20 protein-coding genes are annotated in these 19,999 nt (G+C 65.6%); 10 read left to right on the forward strand and 10 right to left on the reverse strand.

The window, feature by feature from the left end; translation table 11 throughout:
• The first annotated feature begins 329 nt into the window (after positions 1–329).
• Positions 330–737, forward strand: a complete 408-nt coding sequence (locus QW845_RS01150; RefSeq protein ID WP_315799838.1) for a DUF3597 domain-containing protein — start codon at positions 330–332, stop codon at positions 735–737.
• A 100-nt stretch (positions 738–837) separates the two neighbouring features.
• Here the strand turns inward: QW845_RS01150 and QW845_RS01155 are convergent, their stop codons facing one another.
• The 3 genes from QW845_RS01155 to QW845_RS01165 all read right to left on the reverse strand — a co-directional run bounded on the left by QW845_RS01155 (position 838) and on the right by QW845_RS01165 (position 1,939).
• On the reverse strand, positions 838–1,002 hold the full coding sequence (locus tag QW845_RS01155) for a DUF1127 domain-containing protein (RefSeq protein WP_315799839.1): 165 nt from the start codon (positions 1,000–1,002) through the stop codon (positions 838–840).
• Between the two features lie 115 nt (positions 1,003–1,117).
• Positions 1,118–1,390 (reverse strand): GNAT family N-acetyltransferase, encoded by a 273-nt coding sequence (locus tag QW845_RS01160; protein ID WP_315799840.1) that lies wholly within the window; start codon positions 1,388–1,390, stop codon positions 1,118–1,120.
• Positions 1,391–1,396: 6 nt separating this feature from the next.
• On the reverse strand, positions 1,397–1,939 hold the full coding sequence (locus tag QW845_RS01165; RefSeq protein WP_315800418.1) for a DUF3828 domain-containing protein: 543 nt from the start codon (positions 1,937–1,939) through the stop codon (positions 1,397–1,399).
• A gap of 255 nt (positions 1,940–2,194) precedes the next feature.
• Here QW845_RS01165 and QW845_RS01170 point away from each other — a divergent pair, with 255 nt between their 5' ends.
• From QW845_RS01170 to QW845_RS01195, 6 genes are all read left to right on the forward strand, one after another.
• Positions 2,195–3,793 (forward strand): acyl-CoA synthetase, encoded by a 1,599-nt coding sequence (locus tag QW845_RS01170; RefSeq protein WP_315799841.1) that lies wholly within the window; start codon positions 2,195–2,197, stop codon positions 3,791–3,793.
• Between the two features lie 6 nt (positions 3,794–3,799).
• Complete coding sequence (locus QW845_RS01175; protein ID WP_315799842.1) at positions 3,800–4,657, forward strand: PCC domain-containing protein; 858 nt, start codon at positions 3,800–3,802, stop codon at positions 4,655–4,657.
• Positions 4,658–4,732: 75 nt separating this feature from the next.
• Positions 4,733–5,503 (forward strand): AAA family ATPase, encoded by a 771-nt coding sequence (locus QW845_RS01180; RefSeq protein ID WP_315799843.1) that lies wholly within the window; start codon positions 4,733–4,735, stop codon positions 5,501–5,503.
• A 460-nt stretch (positions 5,504–5,963) separates the two neighbouring features.
• A complete protein-coding gene (locus tag QW845_RS01185) occupies positions 5,964–6,857 on the forward strand; it encodes a UPF0149 family protein (protein WP_315799844.1) in 894 nt (297 codons plus the stop codon).
• Between the two features lie 103 nt (positions 6,858–6,960).
• The gene (locus QW845_RS01190; RefSeq protein ID WP_315799845.1) at positions 6,961–7,530 is read left to right on the forward strand and encodes an SRPBCC family protein; all 570 of its coding nucleotides are present in this window, start codon (positions 6,961–6,963) and stop codon (positions 7,528–7,530) included.
• A gap of 245 nt (positions 7,531–7,775) precedes the next feature.
• Complete coding sequence (locus QW845_RS01195; RefSeq protein WP_315800419.1) at positions 7,776–8,708, forward strand: cytochrome D1 domain-containing protein; 933 nt, start codon at positions 7,776–7,778, stop codon at positions 8,706–8,708.
• Positions 8,709–8,882: 174 nt separating this feature from the next.
• Here QW845_RS01195 and QW845_RS01200 read toward each other — a convergent pair whose 3' ends face one another.
• On the reverse strand, positions 8,883–9,527 hold the full coding sequence (locus QW845_RS01200; protein ID WP_315799846.1) for an HAD hydrolase-like protein: 645 nt from the start codon (positions 9,525–9,527) through the stop codon (positions 8,883–8,885).
• A 273-nt stretch (positions 9,528–9,800) separates the two neighbouring features.
• On the opposite strand from QW845_RS01200, the gene QW845_RS01205 reads away from it, so the two are divergent.
• The 3 genes from QW845_RS01205 (at position 9,801) to QW845_RS01215 (ending at position 11,819) form a co-directional block, all read left to right on the forward strand.
• Positions 9,801–10,793, forward strand: a complete 993-nt coding sequence (locus QW845_RS01205; RefSeq protein ID WP_315799847.1) for a lipase family protein — start codon at positions 9,801–9,803, stop codon at positions 10,791–10,793.
• Positions 10,794–10,954: 161 nt separating this feature from the next.
• On the forward strand, positions 10,955–11,269 hold the full coding sequence (locus QW845_RS01210; RefSeq protein ID WP_315799848.1) for a hypothetical protein: 315 nt from the start codon (positions 10,955–10,957) through the stop codon (positions 11,267–11,269).
• Between the two features lie 223 nt (positions 11,270–11,492).
• Complete coding sequence (locus tag QW845_RS01215) at positions 11,493–11,819, forward strand: hypothetical protein (protein ID WP_315799849.1); 327 nt, start codon at positions 11,493–11,495, stop codon at positions 11,817–11,819.
• 180 nt (positions 11,820–11,999) lie between these two features.
• Here QW845_RS01215 and uvrA read toward each other — a convergent pair whose 3' ends face one another.
• From uvrA to QW845_RS01245, 6 genes are all read right to left on the reverse strand, one after another.
• A complete protein-coding gene (gene uvrA / locus QW845_RS01220; protein WP_315799850.1) occupies positions 12,000–15,062 on the reverse strand; it encodes an excinuclease ABC subunit UvrA in 3,063 nt (1,020 codons plus the stop codon).
• 277 nt (positions 15,063–15,339) lie between these two features.
• The gene (locus QW845_RS01225; RefSeq protein ID WP_315799851.1) at positions 15,340–15,984 is read right to left on the reverse strand and encodes a porin family protein; all 645 of its coding nucleotides are present in this window, start codon (positions 15,982–15,984) and stop codon (positions 15,340–15,342) included.
• Between the two features lie 286 nt (positions 15,985–16,270).
• On the reverse strand, positions 16,271–17,011 hold the full coding sequence (locus QW845_RS01230) for an outer membrane protein (RefSeq protein ID WP_315799852.1): 741 nt from the start codon (positions 17,009–17,011) through the stop codon (positions 16,271–16,273).
• Positions 17,012–17,224: 213 nt separating this feature from the next.
• Entirely contained in the window at positions 17,225–18,010 is a 786-nt protein-coding gene (locus QW845_RS01235; protein ID WP_315799853.1) for an outer membrane protein, read from the reverse strand.
• Between the two features lie 284 nt (positions 18,011–18,294).
• Positions 18,295–19,050: an outer membrane protein gene (locus QW845_RS01240; protein ID WP_315799854.1), complete on the reverse strand. Its 756-nt coding sequence runs from the start codon at positions 19,048–19,050 to the stop codon at positions 18,295–18,297.
• Between the two features lie 193 nt (positions 19,051–19,243).
• Complete coding sequence (locus tag QW845_RS01245) at positions 19,244–19,987, reverse strand: porin family protein (RefSeq protein WP_315799855.1); 744 nt, start codon at positions 19,985–19,987, stop codon at positions 19,244–19,246.
• Positions 19,988–19,999 lie beyond the last annotated feature (12 nt).

Below are 19,999 nucleotides of genomic sequence, written 5' to 3' on the forward strand. Positions count from 1 at the left end.
AATTCGCGGACGGCCAGACGCGACGAACCTCGGGGCGGCCATTCGCGAACGGAAGTCATCAGGATAGTGCCAAAACAGGCTGCGCCTACTCACGCCTCGGTGAGGGCTGTGAATGTCGCAGTGCATTTAAAACGGTACGTCCATGCAGAAGCTGAGCATTGTCCAATAAAGTCATTCCGCCGTCATTCCGCCTTGGGTAAGCTTCACATTCGTCGCCGTGTTCGCGTTTGGCAGGCAACGGTGGTGGCGGAGGGGTTTTGACGGGCCTCTTCGCAACGGAACATCGCCGGCCGAGTTCTTGTTCGATCACTATCCATTGGGAGCCATTGATGAGCGTTTTCGGAAAGATCATGGGCGCAATTTTCGGCCATCATGCCGAGGCTGCACCGGCCGGCGGCAGTGCGCCGGCCGCGGGTGGTACCGCGCCGGCAGGCGGCGCTGCTGCGTCCCCGACGGCGGCCCCGGCCGCTGCGCCGCAAAATGTCGATGTGGCGGCCATCGTCGACAAGGCCGCGGCTGCCAAGCACGAGAAGCTGGAGTGGCGAACCTCGATCGTCGACCTGATGAAGGCGCTCGACATCGATTCGAGCCTCGCTGCGCGCAAGGAGCTCGCCAAGGAGCTCGGCTATAGCGGCGACACCAACGACTCCGCCAGCATGAACGTGTGGCTGCACAAGCAGGTGATGAGCAAGCTCGCCGCCAATGGCGGCAAGCTGCCGCCGGAGATCAAGCACTGAGCTTGCGCCGCTCACGGCAAGAACAAGAAAGCGAAAGGCCCGCCATCGTGCGGGCCTTTGTCGTCTTGGATCGCGTCGAGCGCGAGGCTGCGCCAGCGCCTCAGACGTGTACGAAGCCGGCGCGTTCCCAGGCCTCCGCGTGCAGCTGGTCGCGCTCGAAGCCGATGTCGCGCAGCGTGCGCTCGTCGAGCTGGTCGAGATAGGCGAGCTGGGTGCGGTAGTGAACGTAGCGCTTGAGAACGTCGAAAATGGCTGTGATGAACATGTGCCTCTCCCCATGGGTCTGGTTGCTTGTTCGGCGGGGGATTGCTGATCCATCCAGGTAGCCATTGCGTTAAAGCGCACCGTCCAATCGTCTCGTCCGGTAATTCCACGGCCCATCAGGCCATGAGATCCCGATTCTCCGGATGGTCACGGAGGTAGTCGGCGACGAAGCTGCAGCCCGCGATGACCTTGCGGCCGTCGGCGCGGATCAGCGCGAGGGCGCCTTTCACGAGCTGCGAACCGATGCCGCGGCCGCGCAGCGGTAGCGGGGTCTCGGTGTGGGTGATGATCACCCCCTGCGGCGTGGCCCGGTAATCGGCAAACGCGACGTGGCCATCGATGTCGAGCTCGAAGCGGCTCCCGGCCTTGTTGTCACGGACATCAGTCATGCGTCTCTACTTTCGCTTGGGCTTCTCGGTGAGTTTGAGGAACTCCGCCAGCATCGCGCGGATCGACCATGGCTTGCCATCGACCGCACCCCGGATGTCGTCGATCTTCCATTGGCCCGCTTCGCGCACGAGGTCGTAACGGATGATGTCGTCGGCCTGTTCCTTGCGCTCGGTCCGGTGGCCGCGAATACTGACAGCAACGGTTGCCTTGTCGCCGTCCTGCATTTCCGGCGTCACCTTGAACGAGGCGACATCGGGATCCTGCGAATTCGTGACGGGATCGAAATCGATCGCCCCGACCTCGCCCTTGGGCGTGCGGGCGTCCATCCTCGCCCATTGGGCGGCCAGCGACTTCGACAGATATTTCGCGCGCGCCGCCTTGTCCTCGATGATGAAGGTGCCGCCATCCTCGCCCTTGCCCTTGGCGACGCGGGTATAGATCGCGGTCATGATGCCGACGGGCTCGTTGGAAGAAGACGCCTGCGCGTGCAGCGGAGAAGCGGCGAGCACGCCAGCGAGGCCGAGAAGCAGGAAGCGACGATCGATCATGGTTGTCCTCAAATCAGATTCGGCGCGCGGTGATATGAAGAAATGCGCGGCCGGCCACGGTTTGTCGCGCGGCATCTGCATCCGTTCGAAACACGCCACCGCATGGGTGCGATGGGGAGGCCGGCCTTGCGAGGGCGAGCAGGACCGGGATAAACAGGCCCAAAGGTATCGGGCGGCTGAGATCGCCTGAAGGATCGATCGAGGGGACGCTTCCATGGGTCTGTTCGTCAGCTGCAGCGGCGCGAGAGGTTGTCGATGACACCGGCACCCCTGCGCATGTCCCGCCGGGTGATGAACCTCGCGCATATCGTTACGCAAAATGGCCGCCGGCTTGGCGATCGCGTCGGCTTCGTCTGGGGCGAGAGGTCGTGGACCTGGCGCGAAATCGACGCGATGGTCTCGGCGCTCGCGGCGGCGCTGGCCGAGCGGGGGATCGCCAAGGGCGATCGCATTCTGGTGCACTCCAAGAACTGCGAGGAGATGTTCGTCTCGATGTTCGCCGCGTTCCGGCTCGGCGCGGTCTGGGTGCCCACCAATTTCCGACTGATGCCGGACGAGGTCGCCTATCTCGCGACCGCCTCGGGCGCCAAGGCATTTCTCTGCCATGGCGATTTTCCGGAGCATGCTGCGGCGGTGACGACCACGGAGTTCACGTGGCGCATCGGCGAGGGCGGCAGCTTCGGCGCGCGCTCCGTGGCCGACGCCATGCAGGCGCATGCGGGCGCAGAGGTCGCAAATGCGGCCGTCGAGCACGACGATCCCTGCTGGTTCTTCTTCACCTCGGGCACCACGGGCCGCTCCAAGGCGGCGGTGCTGACCCATGGCCAGATGGCGTTCGTCATCACCAATCATCTCGCGGATCTGACGCCGGGCACGACAGAACACGACGCGTCTCTCGTCGTGGCGCCGCTGTCGCACGGCGCCGGCGTGCACCAGCTGATGCAGAGCGCGCGCGGCGCCCGGACGGTGCTGCTGCCGAGCGAGAAGTTCGACATCACCGAAGCCTTCCGCCTGATCGAGAGGCATCGCGTCAGCAACCTGTTCACGGTCCCGACCATCCTCAAGATGATGGTCGAGCATCCCGCGGTCGACCAGTTCGATCATTCTTCGCTGCGGCATGTCATCTATGCCGGCGCGCCGATGTATCGCGAGGACCAGAAGCGCGCGCTCGCGCGGCTCGGCAAGGTGATCGTGCAGTATTTCGGTCTCGGCGAGGTCACCGGCAACATCACGGTGTTGCCGGCCGCGGCGCATGAGGAAGAGGATGGACCGGAGGCGCGGATCGGCACCTGCGGCTATGAGCGCACGGGCATGCAGGTCTCGATCCAGGACGATCAGGGGCGTGAGCTCAAGCCCGGCGAGACTGGCGAGATCTGCGTCATCGGACCGGCCGTGTTCGCGGGCTACTACGACAATCCGGAGGCCAACGCGAAGGCGTTTCGCGACGGCTGGTTCCGCACCGGCGATCTGGGCCACATGGACGAACACGGCTTCGTCTACATCACCGGCCGCGCGTCGGACATGTACATCTCCGGCGGCTCCAACATCTATCCGCGCGAGGTCGAGGAAAAGATCCTGACGCATCCGGATATCGGCGAGGTCGCCGTGCTTGGCGTGCCCGATCCGGTGTGGGGCGAGGTCGGCGTCGCCGTCTGCGTCGCGCGCGAGGGCGCGGCGCCGAGCGAGAGCGCCATCGCCGGCTATCTCGCGACCAAGCTGCCGCGCTACAAGATGCCGAAGCGGTTCTTCTTCTGGGACGCGTTGCCCAAATCGGGCTATGGCAAGATCCCGAAGCGTCTGGTGCGCGACGAGCTCGAGGCGCGCGGCCTGCTCGATCTCACCAGGCAGGACTGACGCGTGATGCGATCCATCATCCAGCCCGGCGCGCCCGTGGCCGACCGCATCCAGTGGGTCGCGGCGCGCGGCCGCGCTTTCACGTTCGCGCTCGAAAAAGGCCTGCCGCTGCTGGAAGCCGCGCGCCGCGGCTTCGCGGCCAATGGCTTTGCCGGTGGCGTGCTCGACATCAAAGGCGGGGCGCTCGGACCGTTCGCCTATGTGATGCCGGCGCTGTCGAAGACGGCGGATCATGCCGCGTTCTACAGCGAGACCTATCGGCCCGCCGGTGTGACGCGCCTGTCGACCGCGACGATGACGCTTGGCGTGCGCGACGGCGCGCCATTCTTCCATTGCCACGCGCTGTGGACGGAACAGGGCGGCCGCGCCGGGGGAGGGCACATCCTGCCGGAAGAGACCATCGTCGCCGAGCCGTTCGAGGTCGAGGCTTTCGGGCTCGATGGCGCGATCTTCACGGCCGCGCCTGATCCCGAGACCGGCTTCAAGCTGTTCGGCCCGGTGGCGGCCGCACCAAGCGGCGCCACGACGGATCGCCGCGCCTTCGCGTTGCGGCTGCGGCCGAACCAGGATTTCGCCGGCTGCCTCGAGGCGTTCTGCCGGGCGCAGCGGATCAGCAAAGGGCGCATTCGCGGCGGCGTCGGCTCGACCATCGGGGCGCGCTTCGAGGACGGCGGCGTCGTCGAGCCGTTCGCGACGGAGCTGACGATCACCGCCGGCACGATCGCGCCCGGTGACGACAGCCTTGAAGCCACTGTTGACGTCGCGCTGGTCGACTACACCGGAGCACTCGCGCAAGGCCGCCTCGTCCGCGGCGACAATCCGGTGCTGATGACCATGGAGCTGGTGCTGGAGGTCGTGGCGTAGCGGTGGTGCGGCGGTGGCCGATGCGGCCGCGATGTGCGAGATTGCCGGGGATGTCACCGAGGTTGTGAAGGCGTCATGGCGAGGAAGCAACGCGAGATCCGGCTGCCAGCCCCTTATCTGAAGCGGCTGTGGCTCGATCCGGCCAAGATCTCCGATCGCGCCGCCTATCCGTTCTGCCTGCCGTTCCTGCAGGATGAGTTCGAGCTCAGCTTCACGAGTGCGATTACGATCATCGTCGGCGAGAACGGCACCGGGAAGTCGACCCTGCTCGAAGGCATCGCAGCGCTCGCCGGCTATGACGAGGCCGGCGGCGGCAAGGGTTACATGCCGGTTGATCATGGCCGCGCGGTGGAGCGCATGGGCGGCGCACTCGCTGCCGCGCTGCGGGCGAGCTGGCAGCCGAAGATCACGCAGGGCTGGTTCTTCCGCGCCGAGAGCTTCTTTTCGGTGGCGCGCTATCTCGACCAGGCCGCACTGGACGATCCGCTCGGCGGGCCGCCGCCGGACTTCCTGTCCCACTCCCACGGCGAGGGCTTCCTGCGCTTCTTCGACGAGCGCTGCCAGCGCCAGGGCATCTACATCTTCGACGAGCCGGAATCGGCGCTGTCGCCGGCGCGGCAGATCGAGTTTTTGAAGCTGATGCGGCGGATGGATGACTCCAGCCATTGCCAGGTGCTGATGGCGACGCATTCGCCGGTGCTGATGGCCTATCCGGGCGCGACGCTGCTGCGGCTGACCAAATACGGATTGGAGCCCGTCCGCGTGCAGGACACCGATCATTTCAAGGCCATGCGCGAGTTCTGCAATGATCCGGACGGGTTCGTGCAGGCGGTGTTCGCGGAGTGAGGGCTCCAGACGACTCTGGATTGCTCGCCGCGACTGGCCATGTGACACCGATCTCGCGATGCCCTGGCATCCGAGCTTTGACATTCATTCCGCCCTCCCAAGGTGAGAGGGCGCAGGGAAGGCCGGGTGCAGGCCGCACCCATGGCCCGCCTGCGAAAAAAATGCAGGCGGCAGGAACCACAGGATTGGCCGAACAACCGGCCTTCCCTGCGCGACGGTTTACGACTTATACGCGCTCTCCTCGGTGCACCGGGCTTTCTGGCCACCGTCATCGGCGCGATGCCCTGAAGGCATCGACACCCATTTGACCTCAGCGTCGGGAGGTCAGGACCACACGATTTCGCCGTCCGTCCCGCGACCCGTCGTCTTGCGCATCAGCACCGGGCCCGTGACGTCCATCGCATCCCGCCCTCCACGCCCGTGACGACCGCGAAGCGCCCCTCTCGTGAGGACGGGACGCATGCAGGAAAACAGAAATTCCGTAAAAACGAAAGAAGAATATTTTTCGCGGCAGGACTGGACAAGGGTGATGCCGCTGATCCCGTGCGGAAATTTAGGTTTTGCGCGCACGGCTGTTTTGGTGTCAAAACGGCCGCGTCGTGGCTCGGCCGTGTGCGCGGCTTGCCCGTCGGGCGACTCGGAACGTGACGGGAGCGAAGGAAGAGGGGGCTGCATGCCGGAGCAGATCGGTCGCCACGACAAGCTCGAACGGGCGCTGCTGGCCCTGGATGATCGCGCCATGGTGCTGGAGGAGCTCGACGGCTTCATCGCCGGCCTGCTCGTGCTGCCTGAGCCGATTCCGCCGGGCGAATGGTTCGCGGCGGCCTTCGGGCTCGGCAAGGGGCATCGCTCCGTCTTCTCCAGCATCGACCATGCCAATGAGGTGCTCGGGCTGGTCATGGACTATCACCGGGAGATCGCGCTGACGCTCGCGCAGCATCCGGAGCAGTACCAGCCGCGTTTTCCAATCGACGCCTTCAACGGCGACGTCGTCTGGGAGCTGTGGATCGACGGTTTTGCGGCGGCCGTGGACCTTCGCCATGAGAGGTTCAAGGCTTATCGGCAGGTCGACGGGGAGGTGGGCGAGGCGGCGCTGCGTCTGATGGTGGCGATCGAGCTGGCGCTCGACGACGATCGTGCCGAGAACGCCAAGCTCGACCGCGAGGCGCCGGCTGATATCCGCGAGGCGGTGCTGACGCTGTATCAATACCGGCAGAGCGGGCCGCCGGTGCCCACGTCGACCAACTTTGCCCGGCAGCCCAATCCGTTCGCCTCGTTCGGCAAGACCGGCCGCAACGACCCCTGTCCCTGTGGTTCCGGCCAGAAATACAAGCGCTGCTGCGGCGCGAATTGAGGCGGCCACGACACGGTCTTTTTTGTTGCAACAATCCAGTGCGGTGCAAAGATAGGCCTGTCCGCGCCGGATGCGGACCAATGAAAGTGACCGAGGAAACGAGATGAGGATGGTGTTCGGCAAGGCGCTGACCGCAAGGACGGCGCTCGCGATCGCGACGACGGCCCTGACAATCACGACCCTGACGATGGCGGAAGCGCATGGGCCCACCCGGCGCAAGGTGCAGGAGCACGTGGAGATCAACGCCGCGCCCGCCAAGGTGTGGGCCGTGATCGGCAACTTCCAGGACATGAGCTGGCTCGGCATCGTCGACAAGACCGCGGGCGACAAGGGCAACGAGATCGGCGCAACGCGCAAGCTGACCTTGAAGGGCGGCGCGACCGTCGACGAGGAGCTCTACAAATACGACGCCGAGAAGATGAGCTATTCGTATCGCATCACCGCCGTCGACGTGAAGGTGCTGCCGGTGACGAACTACTCGTCGACCATCGCGGTGACGCCGAGCGCTGACGGCAAGGGCAGCGTGGTCGAATGGACCGGCGCGTTCTACCGCGGCTTCCCCAACAACGACCCGCCGCCGGAGCTGAACGACGAGGCCGCGGTCAACGCGGTGAGTGGGCTCTACAAGGGCGGGCTCGAGGGCCTGAAGAAGAAGGTGGAGAGCGGCAGCTGAGCGCAAGGCGGAAGATGTCGCCCGGTCAGCGGTGCGCTCCCTCTCCCCGTCCTTCACGGGGAGAGGGCTGGGGTGAGGGGCAGCCGCACGGGTGGTGTGAACAGAGGGACCTGTACCCCCTCACCCGGATTGCATCTCCGATGCAATCCGACCTCTCAGTGCGAGCGAAGCTCGTCGCGTCCCCGCAAGCGGGGCGAGGTAAAGACGGAGACCGCGGCCGCAGCGTTTGTCGTCTCTCTAATCATATTCGAGCCCTTCTGCTTGGTGCTTTGCTCGCCCTTGGCACCGCAGCTCACGCCGAGGAAGCCTTCGTCACCAATCAGCTCAGCGACGATCTGACGATCGTCGATCTCGTGACCTCCAAGCCGGTGGCAACGATTCCGATCGGCGGCAAGCCGGCCGGCGTTGCCGTCGCCGCAGACGGCCGCTTCGCCTATATCGCGAGTCCGGACGACAAGACCGTCAGCGTCGTCGATGCTGCCGAGCGAAAAGTCGTCGGCCGCATCGAGGTCGGTGGCGGGCCGCTCGGCATAGCGGTGACGCCGGACGGTTCGACGGTGTACGTCGCCGACTGGTACAACGCCGCGATCCGCGTGATCGATGCGAAGACCCGGACGGTGAGCGGCAGCATCACGGTCGGCGCCTCGCCTTCGGGGCTTGCGGTGACCCCCGACGGCAAGCTGCTGCTCTCCGCCGACCGCGACGACGACATGGTCTCGGTGATCGACACGGCGACGCGCCAGCGGCTCGCGACCATCAAGGTCGGCGCGCGGCCGTTCGGTGTGACCATCGACGCCGAGGGCAAGCGCGCCTACACGGCAAATGTCGCCTCCAACGACGTCTCGGTGATCGACCTCGCCGGGCGCCGCGAGATCGGCCGGGTCAAGACCGGCTTGCGGCCCTATGCGGTGGCGCTGGCGCAGGGCAGGGGCTTCGCCACCGACCAGTATGACGGCACGGTCAGCGTGTTCGACCTGGCGAGCCTGCAGCCGCTCAAGCGCATCAGTGTCGGCGACTATCCGGAGGGCATCGAGGCGACCGCCGACGGCCAGTGCGTCATCGTCGCCAATTGGGAGAGCAACATCCTGAGCGTCATCGACGTGGCCGCGCTGAAGGTCACGGGAGAGATCAAGGTCGGCGACGGTCCGCGCGCCTTCGGCGCGTTCCTGCGGCGGTGAGGCGCTGGGCACGGACTGTAGCCCGGATGAGCGCAGCGATATCCGGGTTCTTCTGCGACGCCGGCGATGACCCCGGATGTCGCTGCGCTCATCCGGGCTTTGACGAGGCGCTCACAAAGACGCGGGCAGGTATCGAGGTTCGTCATTGTCCCTGCATCCCGGCGCCGATGCAGGCTACGGATCTCGTCCGGCATGCACGACCAGCCGCTCCACGATCTCTTCCACCCGCGTGAACAGCATCTCCGGTCGCTGGTCGCGCAGCGCCTGCTCCGCGGCATAGCCCCATGTCACCGCGCCGAAGGCAATGCCGGCGGCGCGCGCCGCCTCGATGTCGCGGGTCTCGTCGCCGATCGCGATGGCCCGGGCCGGGTCGACGCGCAGCCGCTTCAGCACGCGGCGGAACTTGCGTGCCTTGCCGAACACCGAGGCCGAGCAATCGAAATCGGCGAACAGACCGGCGCGCAATCCGAGCTTCTGCCGCGCGTTGGCCTCGCTGTCCGACGAGACCAATGCGAGCGTCGTGCCGTTCGCGGCAAGCGTGTCGAGCATGATGTCGACGCCTGCAAACAGCGGAATGCTTGCGGCATGCGCCGTCTTCAGGCGGCGCACGTGGCGCGCGATGAAGGGCAGCTTCCAGCGCGGCACCTGGAGGAAATCGAGGATCTCGCGGGTCGAGGCATGGCGCAGCCCGTCGATGTCCTCGTCCTTCACCTGGCGAAAGCCGAAGCGCGCGGCGACCGCATTCACGTGGACCCGAAACCACGGGAAGCTGTCGGCGAGGGTGCCGTCGAGATCGAAGATGACGAGAGAATATGGCATCGCGCGGGGTGAGCGTGGCGAGGGGCTGATGATCGTCGAGGCGTGTCGTGCTGCGACAGCCCTGCGCCATAGCAATGGGAGGGGCGGGGCGCAATGAGACGCGACCATTGCGTCTCGCAGCGCCATGGCGACGTTCGATGATCAGGGGTTGAACATGTTGTGATGTGCACCTGGAGATGACGCGGTCTATGATCGCGGTGCGCCGGCGGATCAGGGTCTGCCTGCCCGATTTGATCGAAATTGTTTTCATCATTCAAGCCAGAGAGATTTCACATGGCCCTCAACAAGGTTGCTGCAGCCTATCTGTCCTACTTCGCCTATATCGACGATGCGCTCGATGCGGTTCAGCCGAGCGATTTCGTGACGATGCTGAAGTCCGTCCCATCGGGCGCCGCGAACGGTCCGTGGTCGCTCGTCTGGGGCCCGGCGGTCAACAACGGCGTGCTCGCCTATGTCGCGCAAGGCAGCGACGGCAGCTATGCGCTGGCGTTCCGCGGCACCGATGTCGACGGCTCGGTCGCCGGCGCCTTCGAGAACGTGCTCGCCGATGCCGACGCGGTTTTCCAGGTGCCGTGGCTGTATCCGCAGCAGGCCGGCGCGCCGCTCCAGATCAGCGCCGGAATCAACGACGCGCTGGCGCTGGTCATCGCGCTCACCGATCCCACGACGGACCTGTCGCTGCTGGACTATCTGCGCGGCCTCGCGGCCAAGCAGAACCTGCAACTGATGGTGACCGGGCACAGCCTCGGCGGCGCGCTCGCCGTGGCGGCGACGGCATGGCTGCAGGATCAGCTGCCGAAGCTGAACTCGTCGCTGAAGTTCACGCTGTGGCCGCACACCTTCGCGGCTCCGACGATGTGGAACGCGGGATTCGCGGCGACCTTCGCGAAGAGCTACACCTATTACGCGGCGGTCAACAGCAACGACATCGTGCCGATGGGCTGGGCCAACCTGAACGGGATTCTCGGCACCTATCCGCCGCCGGCGCCTGTCCTGAAGGACACCAACTACTACTCGATCTACAAACCGCTCGAGTGGCTCAGCGCATCGATCCCGACCTATACCGCGATTGCGCCGAGCAATCCGGACCTGTTCACGATCACGCCGATCGTCGAGGCGAACGACTCCTGGACCGCGGAAGCCGGCTACATGCATTCCATGCAGCTGCAGTATTTCCCGCATGCGACCGGCACGAAGGCGCCGCCCCTGCCGGGAGTGACCAAGACCGGCGTGGCGCGGCCGCGGGCGGTCGCCGTCGCGGCCTGAGCGTCGCAGGGGAGCTTTTGCGGGGCTGGGTTCGCTCAGTCCTGCAAGGGGGCTCGGTGCGGCGGCCAATCAACCTTTCATCACGATTTTTGTGAGTGTGCGCTGCAGGAACGCCTTGCGCGGTGCGGTGGTTGACCCCGCACAGAAGCAAGGAGAGAGACATGCAACGCACGATCAAGATGGCCGCGCTGGCCGCAGCCACCGTGGTGATCGGCACCGCCGCCGCGTCGGCGCAGGGCTATGCCCGTTTCGGCGACTCCATGGCCTGGGTGCCGCCGGCGCAGACCACGGATTCCGAGCCGGTGTATGGCGCAGCGCCGGCGCCGGCCTACGCGCCCGGTCCGGTGGCTGGCCCAGTGGCCTGGGGCGGCGGCTACAATGGCACCAACCATCCGACCCCGGGCTCGACCCAGGGCGATGTCGGTCCGTCCGGCAACAACAACGGCACGCTGACCGGCGTCTATCGTCAGTGGTAATCGCTGTCAGATAAGTCAGCGTCCAGTCGACAAGCCCGCCGCCCGGACACGAGCGGCGGGCTTGTCTTCCGCAAGGAGCTACCGAGAGACAGCCGCGTTGGATCATTCAATCGCGGCAATGTGAGCGAAGCGTTGTGTCGCAGCATTGTCGTGACCTGCCGCGGAACCGGCAGGGTCCTCACGTTGTTTGCTCCGCGATAATTAGGAACGAAGGAGCAAGTTCATGAGGCGCATGTTTGGTTTGGCGGCCTTGACCGCGGTCACGCTGGTTGCCGGCACCGCCGCCGCTTCAGCCGGCGAGTATGGCCCGGGTGGCTACGGCTATGGCGGCCAGGTCACCAGCACCTACGCCTACCGCGATTCCTTCGCCTGGGCGCCGGGTCCGGTCTATGAGGAAGGCTACGTCGCGGTCGCGCCGGGCCCGTATGACGGCCCGGGCTGGGGCGCCGGCTACAACGGCACCAACCATCCGACTCCGAGCTCGACCCAGGGCGATGTCGGGCCCGGCGGCAACAACAACGGCACGCGCAGCGGGTACTATCGCTGGTGAGTTGTACGTGAGCAGACAGACGAAGCCCGCCGCTCGTGATCGAGCGGCGGGCTTCGCTTTTTGGAGAGGACGTTTATCCATCGCCCCTCATTGCGAGGGACAAAAAGCGACGAAGCAATCCGGAGGCTCGGGTTCGGCCCTGTATTGCTTCGCTTCGCTCGCAATGACGGCGCGACGGAACTACTCCGCCGCCTCGCTCGCGGCGCCGCGGCTGCGCTTCTTCGGCTTGGCCGACTTCTCCAGCACCGGCTTCAGGAACTGCCCGGTGTAGCTGCGCGGGGCCTTGACGATGTCCTCGGGCGGGCCCCAGGCGACGATCTCGCCGCCGCCGTCGCCGCCTTCGGGGCCGAGGTCGATGACCCAGTCGGCGGTCTTGATGACCTCGAGATTGTGCTCGATGACGACGACCGTGTTGCCCTGGGCGACCAGCTCGTGCAGCACCTCCAAAAGCTTCTTGACGTCGTGGAAGTGCAGGCCGGTGGTCGGCTCATCCAGGATGTAGAGCGTGCGGCCGGTGGCGCGCTTGGACAATTCCTTGGCGAGCTTGACGCGCTGCGCCTCGCCGCCTGAGAGCGTGGTGGCCTGTTGGCCGACATGGATGTAGTCGAGGCCGACGCGGCGCAAGGTCTCGAAGGTGTCGCGCACGCGCGGCACCGCCTTGAAGAACTCGGCGGCCTCCTCGACGGTCATGTCTAGCACGTCGGCGATCGACTTGCCCTTGAACAGGACGTCGAGCGTCTCGCGGTTGTAGCGCTTGCCCTTGCAGACATCGCAGGTGACGTAGACGTCGGGCAAAAAGTGCATCTCGATCTTGATGACGCCGTCGCCCTGGCAGGCCTCGCAGCGGCCGCCCTTGACGTTGAAGGAGAAGCGGCCGGGCTCGTAGCCGCGCGCCTTCGATTCCGGCAGGCCGGCGAACCATTCGCGGATCGGCGTGAACGCGCCGGTATAGGTCGCGGGGTTGGAGCGCGGGGTGCGGCCGATCGGCGACTGGTCGATGTCGATGATCTTGTCGATGTGCTCCAGGCCCTCGATGCGGTCGTGCGGCGCCGCCGCCTCGTTGGCGCCGTTGAGCTTGCGCGCGATCGCCTTGTACAGCGTGTCGATCAGCAGCGTCGACTTGCCGCCGCCGGACACGCCGGTGATCGCCGTGAACAGGCCGAGCGGAATCTCGGCGGAGACGTTCTTCAGATTGTTGCCGCGGGCGTTGACGACCTTGATGGTGCGGCGATGGTTCGGTGGCCGCCGCTCGGGTACCTCGACCTCGAGCTCGCCGGTGAGATATTTGCCGGTCAGCGACGCCGGATTGCGCATGATCTCGGCCGGCGTGCCCTCGGCGACGATGTTGCCGCCATGGGTGCCGGCGCCGGGGCCGATGTCGAGCACGTAGTCGGCGAGGCGAATGGCATCCTCGTCATGCTCGACCACGATCACGGTGTTGCCGAGGTCGCGCAGCCGCTTCAGCGTGTCGAGCAGGCGGGCATTGTCGCGCTGGTGCAGGCCGATCGACGGCTCGTCCAGCACGTAGAGCACACCCGTCAGCCCCGAGCCGATCTGCGAGGCCAGGCGGATGCGCTGGCTCTCGCCGCCGGACAAGGTGCCGGAGGAGCGCGCCAGGGTCAGGTAGTTCAAGCCGACATCGAGCAGGAAGGTCAGGCGGTCGCGGATCTCCTTGAGGATGCGGGTGGCGATCTCGGTCTGCTGCGCGTTCAGGGCCTTCGGCACCTCGGCAAACCATTCGCCGGCAGCCTTGACGGAGAGATCGCTGATTTCGCCGATGTGCTTGCCGCCGACCTTGACGCACAGCGCCTCGGGCTTGAGCCGGAAACCCTTGCAGCCGGCGCAGGGCACGTCGTTGAAGTACTTGCCGAGCTCCTCGCGCGCCCATTCGCTCTCGGTCTCGCGGAAGCGGCGCTCGATGTTGGTGATCACGCCCTCGAACGGCTTCTTGGTGTCGTAGGCGCGAACGCCGTCCTCATAGGTGAACTTGATCTCGTCGTCGCCGGAGCCGTGCAGCAGCGCGTTCTGCGTCTTCTTCGGCAGATCCTTCCACTTAGTGTCGAGCGTGAACTTGTAGAACTTCCCCAGCGCGGTCAGCGTCTGCAGGTAGTAGGGCGATGACGACTTGGCCCACGGCGCGATCGCGCCCTTGCGCAGCGTGACGTCCTTGTCGGGGATCACGAGGTCGGCATCGACGTGCTGCTCGACGCCGAGGCCGCCGCATTCGGGGCACGCGCCATAGGGGTTGTTGAACGAGAACAGCCGCGGCTCGATCTCGGGGATGGTGAAGCCGGACACCGGGCAGGCGAACTTCTCGGAGAACAGGATGCGCTCGGGCCCGCTCTTGTCGTGGATCTTGGCCACCTTCTTCTTCTCGTCATGGCCGGGCTTGACCCGGCCATCCATCTCCTTCGAAGAGGATGGATCACCGGGTCTCGCGCCTTCGGCGCGGCCCGGTGATGACGAGGAAGGGGCTGCATCCGCGAACTCGATCACGGCCAAGCCCTCGGCGAGCTTCAGCGCGGTCTCGAAGCTCTCCGCCAGGCGCTGGCCGATATCGGGGCGCACGACGATACGGTCGACGACGACATCGATGTCGTGCGGGAACTTTTTGTCGAGCGTGGGCGCCTCGGCGAGCTCATGGAAGGTGCCGTCGATCTTGACGCGCTGAAAGCCCTTCTTGAGATATTCGGCGAGTTCCTTCTTGTACTCGCCCTTGCGGCCGCGCACGACCGGGGCCAACAGATAGAGGCGGGTGCCTTCGGGCAGCGCCAGCACGCGGTCGACCATCTGCGACACGGTCTGGCTCTCGATCGGCAGGCCGGTGGCCGGCGAGTAGGGCACGCCGACGCGCGCCCACAGCAGGCGCATGTAGTCGTAGATCTCGGTGACGGTGCCCACCGTCGAGCGCGGATTCTTCGAGGTCGTCTTCTGCTCGATCGAGATCGCCGGCGACAAGCCGTCGATCTGGTCGACATCCGGCTTCTGCATCATCTCCAGGAACTGGCGTGCATAGGCCGACAGCGATTCGACGTAGCGGCGCTGGCCCTCGGCATAGATGGTGTCGAAGGCGAGCGAGGATTTGCCGGAGCCGGACAGCCCGGTGAACACCACCAGCCTGTCGCGCGGGATCTCGACGTCGATGTTTTTCAGATTGTGCTCGCGGGCGCCGCGGATGGTGATGGCCCGCAGGCTCGACTGGTTGGCTTGCGCGCGCTGCTTGGCCTTGAGCACTTCATCCATGACGATCGTCCCACGGCGCGAGACCGCGCCATTGTTGCAGGCGCGTTCTGCCGGGAGCCGGCCATCGGACGCCAGAGGGAAAAGGTATCGTCGGAACGTAGGAAGAACGTGGCCGGATTTCCAGTACCGTCAGCGAATCATCAACAATGCGCTCAGGGAATGGCAGCGAATGGCAGGAGGCTGCCGGTTCCGTCCGGCCCTGTGCGCGATCCCGCAAAGAAAAAGCCTCCGCTCTGGCAGAGCGGAGGCTGTGTGCGTTGGCCCGGAGGCGACGTTCTTAGAAGTGGTAGTTGATGCCGACCTGACCGGAATGCACGTTGAGCGTGCCGGTCGCGAGCGTGCCGAGGCCGGTGAAGGTGTAGCTCTCGCCACCGAAGCTCTTGTAGAGATACTCGCCCTTCAGCGACCAGTTCGGGGCAAACATGTACTCGACGCCTGCGCCGACGGTCCAGCCCGAGTGGATCTTGCTGTCCGAAACGGCGACGCCCGGAGCCGTCAGCGAGATGCGGTTGTCCGCCCAGGCGTAACCGCCGGTGGCGTACAGCAGGGTCGGGCCGAAGGCGTAACCGATGCGGCCACGGACGGTGCCCCAGTCACGGATCTTCGATTCGGCGGTCACGCCAAGCGCGCCGACGGAGGCATTGATGTCAGCCCAGGCAGCATCGGCCTCGAGGCCGAACACGACAGCACCCTGCTGCCAGTTGTAGCCGACGGTGCCACCGGCGAAGCCGCCCTTCATGGCCGCAAAGTCAGCATCCTCATTGGCGTAGCCACCCATCGCACCGATGTAGAAACCGGTCCAGGTCTGCACCGGCGCGAGAACCGGGGCCTTGGTGTAGGTCGGGCGTGCGGCGAGATCAGCGGCGGCAGCGGGAGCGGCCAGGGCGGCCAGGGCCACGGTCGCGAGCAAGATCTTCTTCATTCCAGTCTCCAGTTTATTCCTCGAAGTCCGCATCGCACCGATAAGCTTACGCACGAAACAGACTCACCCGTTCAAGTTGACGAGGTTCCTATAGCCCGGTTCCGTACGGATTACCGTCACCCTGAAGACACACTCGCGGCCAAACCGCGTTTTTACGGCCCAGTTCCAGAAAGCCTATGTTACTCAATTGCTTGGTTCCGTGTGTGGCGAGCCGGCACGGTGGTATCGGTGCAACAAAAAAGGCCGGCTTTCGCCGGCCTTTCTCGGAACCTGTCGGTTGCAGGTATCAGTATTTGGCAATGACCGGGCCGCCGAAATGGTAGCTGAGGCCGACCTTGACGGTGTGGACGGTGTCCTTCCACTCGGAGCGGTTGGTCGCGAAAGCGCTGTACTGGATCGCGCTCTTGCCGAAGTCGAGATAGTTGTACTCGAGCTTGGCCGACCAGTTCGGGGCGAACATGTATTCCGCGCCGGCGCCGACCGTGTAGCCCCAGCGGGTGGTGGTCTGGCTGAAGACGTTGCCCGGCACGCCGTCGTAGCGGTGCTGCAGTTGGCCCACGGCGGCACCGCCGCTCACGAAGAACAGAGCGGGACCTGCGGCGTAGCCGAGGCGGCCCTTGATGTCGCCGAAGCTGGTCAGCTTGGTGAAGAAGGTGTCGCCCACGCCGGCATTGACCACTGCGGAGCGGCCGTTGATGTCGGCCCAGTGATAGTCGCCTTCGAGGCCGAACACGACGTTGTCGACCTGCCAATTGTAGCCGAGCACGCCGCCGACGAAGCCGCCATTGGTGTTGTAGTTCTGGGTGCCCAGGAAGCCCGGCGCATTGAAGCGGCCAAGGAAGGTTTCCTTGCTGGTGCCCCAGCCGCCGCCGCCCTGGATGCCGGCGTAGAGGCCCGACCAGCTCAGGATCTGCGCGACCATGGGCGGCGCCTTGGTGTAGGGCCGTGCCGCCATGTCGGCCGCCGACGCGGACGTGGCGGCCGCGACGCCGGCGAGGGCCGTCGTGATCACAAGCAACTTCTTCATCAAATTCTCCCCCGGGAGGTTGGAATGACAAGCGATGGGCAAGTCATACACAGGGCATCCCGGAGACGCTGTAACGCGCCCGCCACAGAAACGAAAAAGCGTTATAAATCATATATTTAGCACAAAAACGCCGCGACGCTGCCGGGCTGTTGACACGAAAAAGGCCGGCGTGGAGGCCGGCCTTTCCGAATGCGTGCGAGTGGCGGTTTTTTTTCAGTAGCGGGTGCCCATCGGCGCTCCGAATCGATAGTTCACTCGGACGGTCGCCATGTCGATGTCCTGCTTGATGGTGTCGACGCGCGACAGCACGGTGGCGGTGGCCGGGAAGCTGATGTCGCGCGAGCCCATGAACAGGTGGTCGTACTCGACGGCGACCGACCAGTTTGGCGCGAAGCCGAACTCGACGCCGGTGCCGACGGTGCCGCCCCAGCGGGTCTCGCTGGCGGAATCCAGCAGCGTGCCGACCGGGAAGGGCGCAGCCGCATTCGCCGTGCCGGTGTATTTGTTGTGGGTGACGGCCGCGCCGCCCTTCACGTACCAGAGCACGTTGCCCCAGGCATAGCCGACCTGGCCGGTGAACAGGCCGATCGCATCGGTCTTGGTGGTGTTGGTGATGCCTGCAGCCAGCGCAGCCGTGCTCGCGTTCGACGACTTCAGGTCGGTCCAGTCGCCCTGGGCCTCGACGCCGAACACCCAGCTCGCCGCCTGCCAGCGATAGCCGACCTGGCCGCCGATGAGTCCGCTCGAGGCATTGTGGCAGCCTTCGGACTGGGCCGGCACGACCGGCACGCCGCCGACGCGATTGAGCGTCCAGCAGTTGTGGCTCCAGTCGGCGCCGCCATTGACGCCGAGGTAGAACCCGGCCCAGCTCGGCAGCGGCGTGACATAGGCCGGCGGCGGCGCCTTGCTGTAAGGGCGCGTCGCGAAGTCGGCCGCGGAGGCCGGCGCCAGTCCCAGCGCCGCGGCTCCAGCGGTCAAGATCAAGGTCGTCTTCTGCATTCGTCTCTCCCCAGTCCCATAACTGTCCTCGCACCGGATCCCTCCGATCCGGGCCCACGCGAAGGTGGCCTGTGGCTGGTTGTAGGAGAGACTGCTTTCTAAACTCGTGATCGGCAGCAGGCGTGCGGCGGGATGTGTCGAACGTGCTTAAGCGCGGGTAAAGATGGCGGCCGTCGCGCCGATCGTGGAGCTGTCCCGAGGGCACGCATGGTGAGCGCCTGGCGCGTCAGGCCTCGAGTGCCAGTCTTCGAGCGCGCCAGTCTTCGAGTGCCTGTCCTCGAGGGTCAGTGCTTGGAGACGACGGGACCGCCCCAGCGATAGTTGACGCGGACCGTCGCCATGTCGACGTCCTGGCCGACCGCATCGGTCCGGCCCGCGGCTCCGCCGGGAACACCGGAGAAGCCCAGGGTGCGGTTGCCCATGAACAGGTGCTCGTATTCGGCTGCGACCGACCAGTTCTTGGCGAAGCCGACCTCGACACCGGTGCCGACCGCAGCCCCCCAGCGCGTGGCGCTGGACTGGTCGAGAGCCGCGCCCGTTGCCGTGGCGAGACCGTTGTACTTCTCGCTTGCGACCGCGGCGCCGCCCTTGACGTACCAGAGCACGTTGTTCCAGGAATAGCCGACCTGGCCGGTGAACACGCCGATGCCGTTGATCTTGGTCTGGTTGGTCACGGCCGGGGCGAACTGGCTGGTGTTGCTGCCCTTGAGGTTGGCCCAGTTGCCCTGACCTTCGACGCCGAACACCCAGCCGCCAGCCTGCCAGCGATAGCCGATCTGGCCGCCCGCCAGCGCGCCGGTCGCATCATGGCAGCCCTCGGCATTGGTCGCCGCGACGCCGGCAAAAGTGACCTTGTTGGTCCAGCAGGTGCGGGAGGATGCGCCGCCGGCGTTCAGGCCGACATAGAAACCACTCCAATCATAGATCGTCGCGATCATCGCAGGCGCTTTGGTGAAGGTGCGCGCGGGCAGATCGGCAGCGATGGCCGGCGCAATCCCCAGCGCCAGCGAAGTTGTCGCCCCCAGCAACAGCCTTCTCATCGCATTCCCCAAACCAAGTCCGACGCCCGCACGCACGCTCTCACCAACGCCCACCCGCCGGACCTTGATAGCCCCTTCCGCCGTAAAAAGCCGTCACCCAAAGGACACAACGGCTCGGCAAGTACCGGTTCTGGCACGCAAAAAAAGGCCGGCGCGAGGCCGGCCTTTCGACATATTCGCTTTTGGCGTGCGATCAGTAGCGCGACATGCCCGGACCACCGAAGTGGTAGGAGATGCCGGCCTTGACGGTATGGACGGTGTCGCTCCACTCCGAGCGGTTGGTCGCGACCGGGGAGTACTGGATCGAGCTCTTGCCGAAATCGAGATAGTTGTACTCGACCTTGGCCGACCAGTTCGGAGCGAACATGTACTCGGCACCGGCGCCGATCGTCCAACCCCAGCGCCAGTCGTTCTGCACGAACACGTTGCCGGGAACGCCATCGTAGCGGTGCTGCAGATCGCCGACCGTGGCACCGCCGCTGACGAAGAGCAGTGCCGGACCCGTGGCCCAGCCGAGCCGGCCCTTGATGTCGCCGAAGCCGCGCAGCTTGGTGAAGTAGGTGTCACCGACGCCGGCGTTGATCACGGCCGAGCGGCCGTCGATGTCCGCCCAGTGATAGTCGCCCTCGAGGCCGAACACGATGTTGTCGACCTGCCAATTGTAGCCGATCACGCCGCCGGCGAAGCCGCCGGTGATGTCGTAACGCTGCGTGCCGGCAAAGATCGCCGTATTCGGCGCACCGAAGAAGGTCTCATCGCTGCGGCCCCAGCCGCCACCGCCCTGCAGACCGAGATAGAAGCCGGCCCAGGTCGGAAGCGGAGCGGGCGCCATCACCGGGGCCTTCGTGTACGGGCGGGCGGCGAGATCGGCGGCTCCCGCCGGCGTCAGCGCCCCCAAGACCATCAAGCTGACAGCTCCAAGAAAAATTCTTTTCATCCCAAGTCTCCC

Origin of the sequence: Bradyrhizobium sp. SZCCHNS3002 (assembly GCF_032377435.1) — a bacterium.
Classification (GTDB): Bacteria; Pseudomonadota; Alphaproteobacteria; order Rhizobiales; family Xanthobacteraceae; genus Bradyrhizobium.

What these genes read in the sequence shown, in the direction of transcription:
- QW845_RS01200 (WP_315799846.1), bottom strand. Translation starts at nt 9,527, where the DNA reads ATGCCATATTCTCTCGTCATCTTCGATCTCGACGGCACCCTCGCCGAC.
- QW845_RS01165 (WP_315800418.1), bottom strand. Translation starts at nt 1,939, where the DNA reads ATGATCGATCGTCGCTTCCTGCTTCTCGGCCTCGCTGGCGTGCTCGCC.
- QW845_RS01205 (WP_315799847.1), top strand. Translation starts at nt 9,801, where the DNA reads ATGGCCCTCAACAAGGTTGCTGCAGCCTATCTGTCCTACTTCGCCTAT.
- QW845_RS01235 (WP_315799853.1), bottom strand. Translation starts at nt 18,010, where the DNA reads ATGCAGAAGACGACCTTGATCTTGACCGCTGGAGCCGCGGCGCTGGGA.
- QW845_RS01170 (WP_315799841.1), top strand. Translation starts at nt 2,195, where the DNA reads ATGACACCGGCACCCCTGCGCATGTCCCGCCGGGTGATGAACCTCGCG.
- QW845_RS01215 (WP_315799849.1), top strand. Translation starts at nt 11,493, where the DNA reads ATGAGGCGCATGTTTGGTTTGGCGGCCTTGACCGCGGTCACGCTGGTT.
- QW845_RS01180 (WP_315799843.1), top strand. Translation starts at nt 4,733, where the DNA reads ATGGCGAGGAAGCAACGCGAGATCCGGCTGCCAGCCCCTTATCTGAAG.
- QW845_RS01245 (WP_315799855.1), bottom strand. Translation starts at nt 19,987, where the DNA reads ATGAAAAGAATTTTTCTTGGAGCTGTCAGCTTGATGGTCTTGGGGGCG.
- QW845_RS01160 (WP_315799840.1), bottom strand. Translation starts at nt 1,390, where the DNA reads ATGACTGATGTCCGTGACAACAAGGCCGGGAGCCGCTTCGAGCTCGAC.
- QW845_RS01175 (WP_315799842.1), top strand. Translation starts at nt 3,800, where the DNA reads ATGCGATCCATCATCCAGCCCGGCGCGCCCGTGGCCGACCGCATCCAG.
- uvrA (WP_315799850.1), bottom strand. Translation starts at nt 15,062, where the DNA reads ATGGATGAAGTGCTCAAGGCCAAGCAGCGCGCGCAAGCCAACCAGTCG.
- QW845_RS01190 (WP_315799845.1), top strand. Translation starts at nt 6,961, where the DNA reads ATGAGGATGGTGTTCGGCAAGGCGCTGACCGCAAGGACGGCGCTCGCG.
- QW845_RS01155 (WP_315799839.1), bottom strand. Translation starts at nt 1,002, where the DNA reads ATGTTCATCACAGCCATTTTCGACGTTCTCAAGCGCTACGTTCACTAC.
- QW845_RS01150 (WP_315799838.1), top strand. Translation starts at nt 330, where the DNA reads ATGAGCGTTTTCGGAAAGATCATGGGCGCAATTTTCGGCCATCATGCC.
- QW845_RS01240 (WP_315799854.1), bottom strand. Translation starts at nt 19,050, where the DNA reads ATGAGAAGGCTGTTGCTGGGGGCGACAACTTCGCTGGCGCTGGGGATT.
- QW845_RS01225 (WP_315799851.1), bottom strand. Translation starts at nt 15,984, where the DNA reads ATGAAGAAGATCTTGCTCGCGACCGTGGCCCTGGCCGCCCTGGCCGCT.
- QW845_RS01185 (WP_315799844.1), top strand. Translation starts at nt 5,964, where the DNA reads ATGCAGGAAAACAGAAATTCCGTAAAAACGAAAGAAGAATATTTTTCG.
- QW845_RS01210 (WP_315799848.1), top strand. Translation starts at nt 10,955, where the DNA reads ATGCAACGCACGATCAAGATGGCCGCGCTGGCCGCAGCCACCGTGGTG.
- QW845_RS01230 (WP_315799852.1), bottom strand. Translation starts at nt 17,011, where the DNA reads ATGAAGAAGTTGCTTGTGATCACGACGGCCCTCGCCGGCGTCGCGGCC.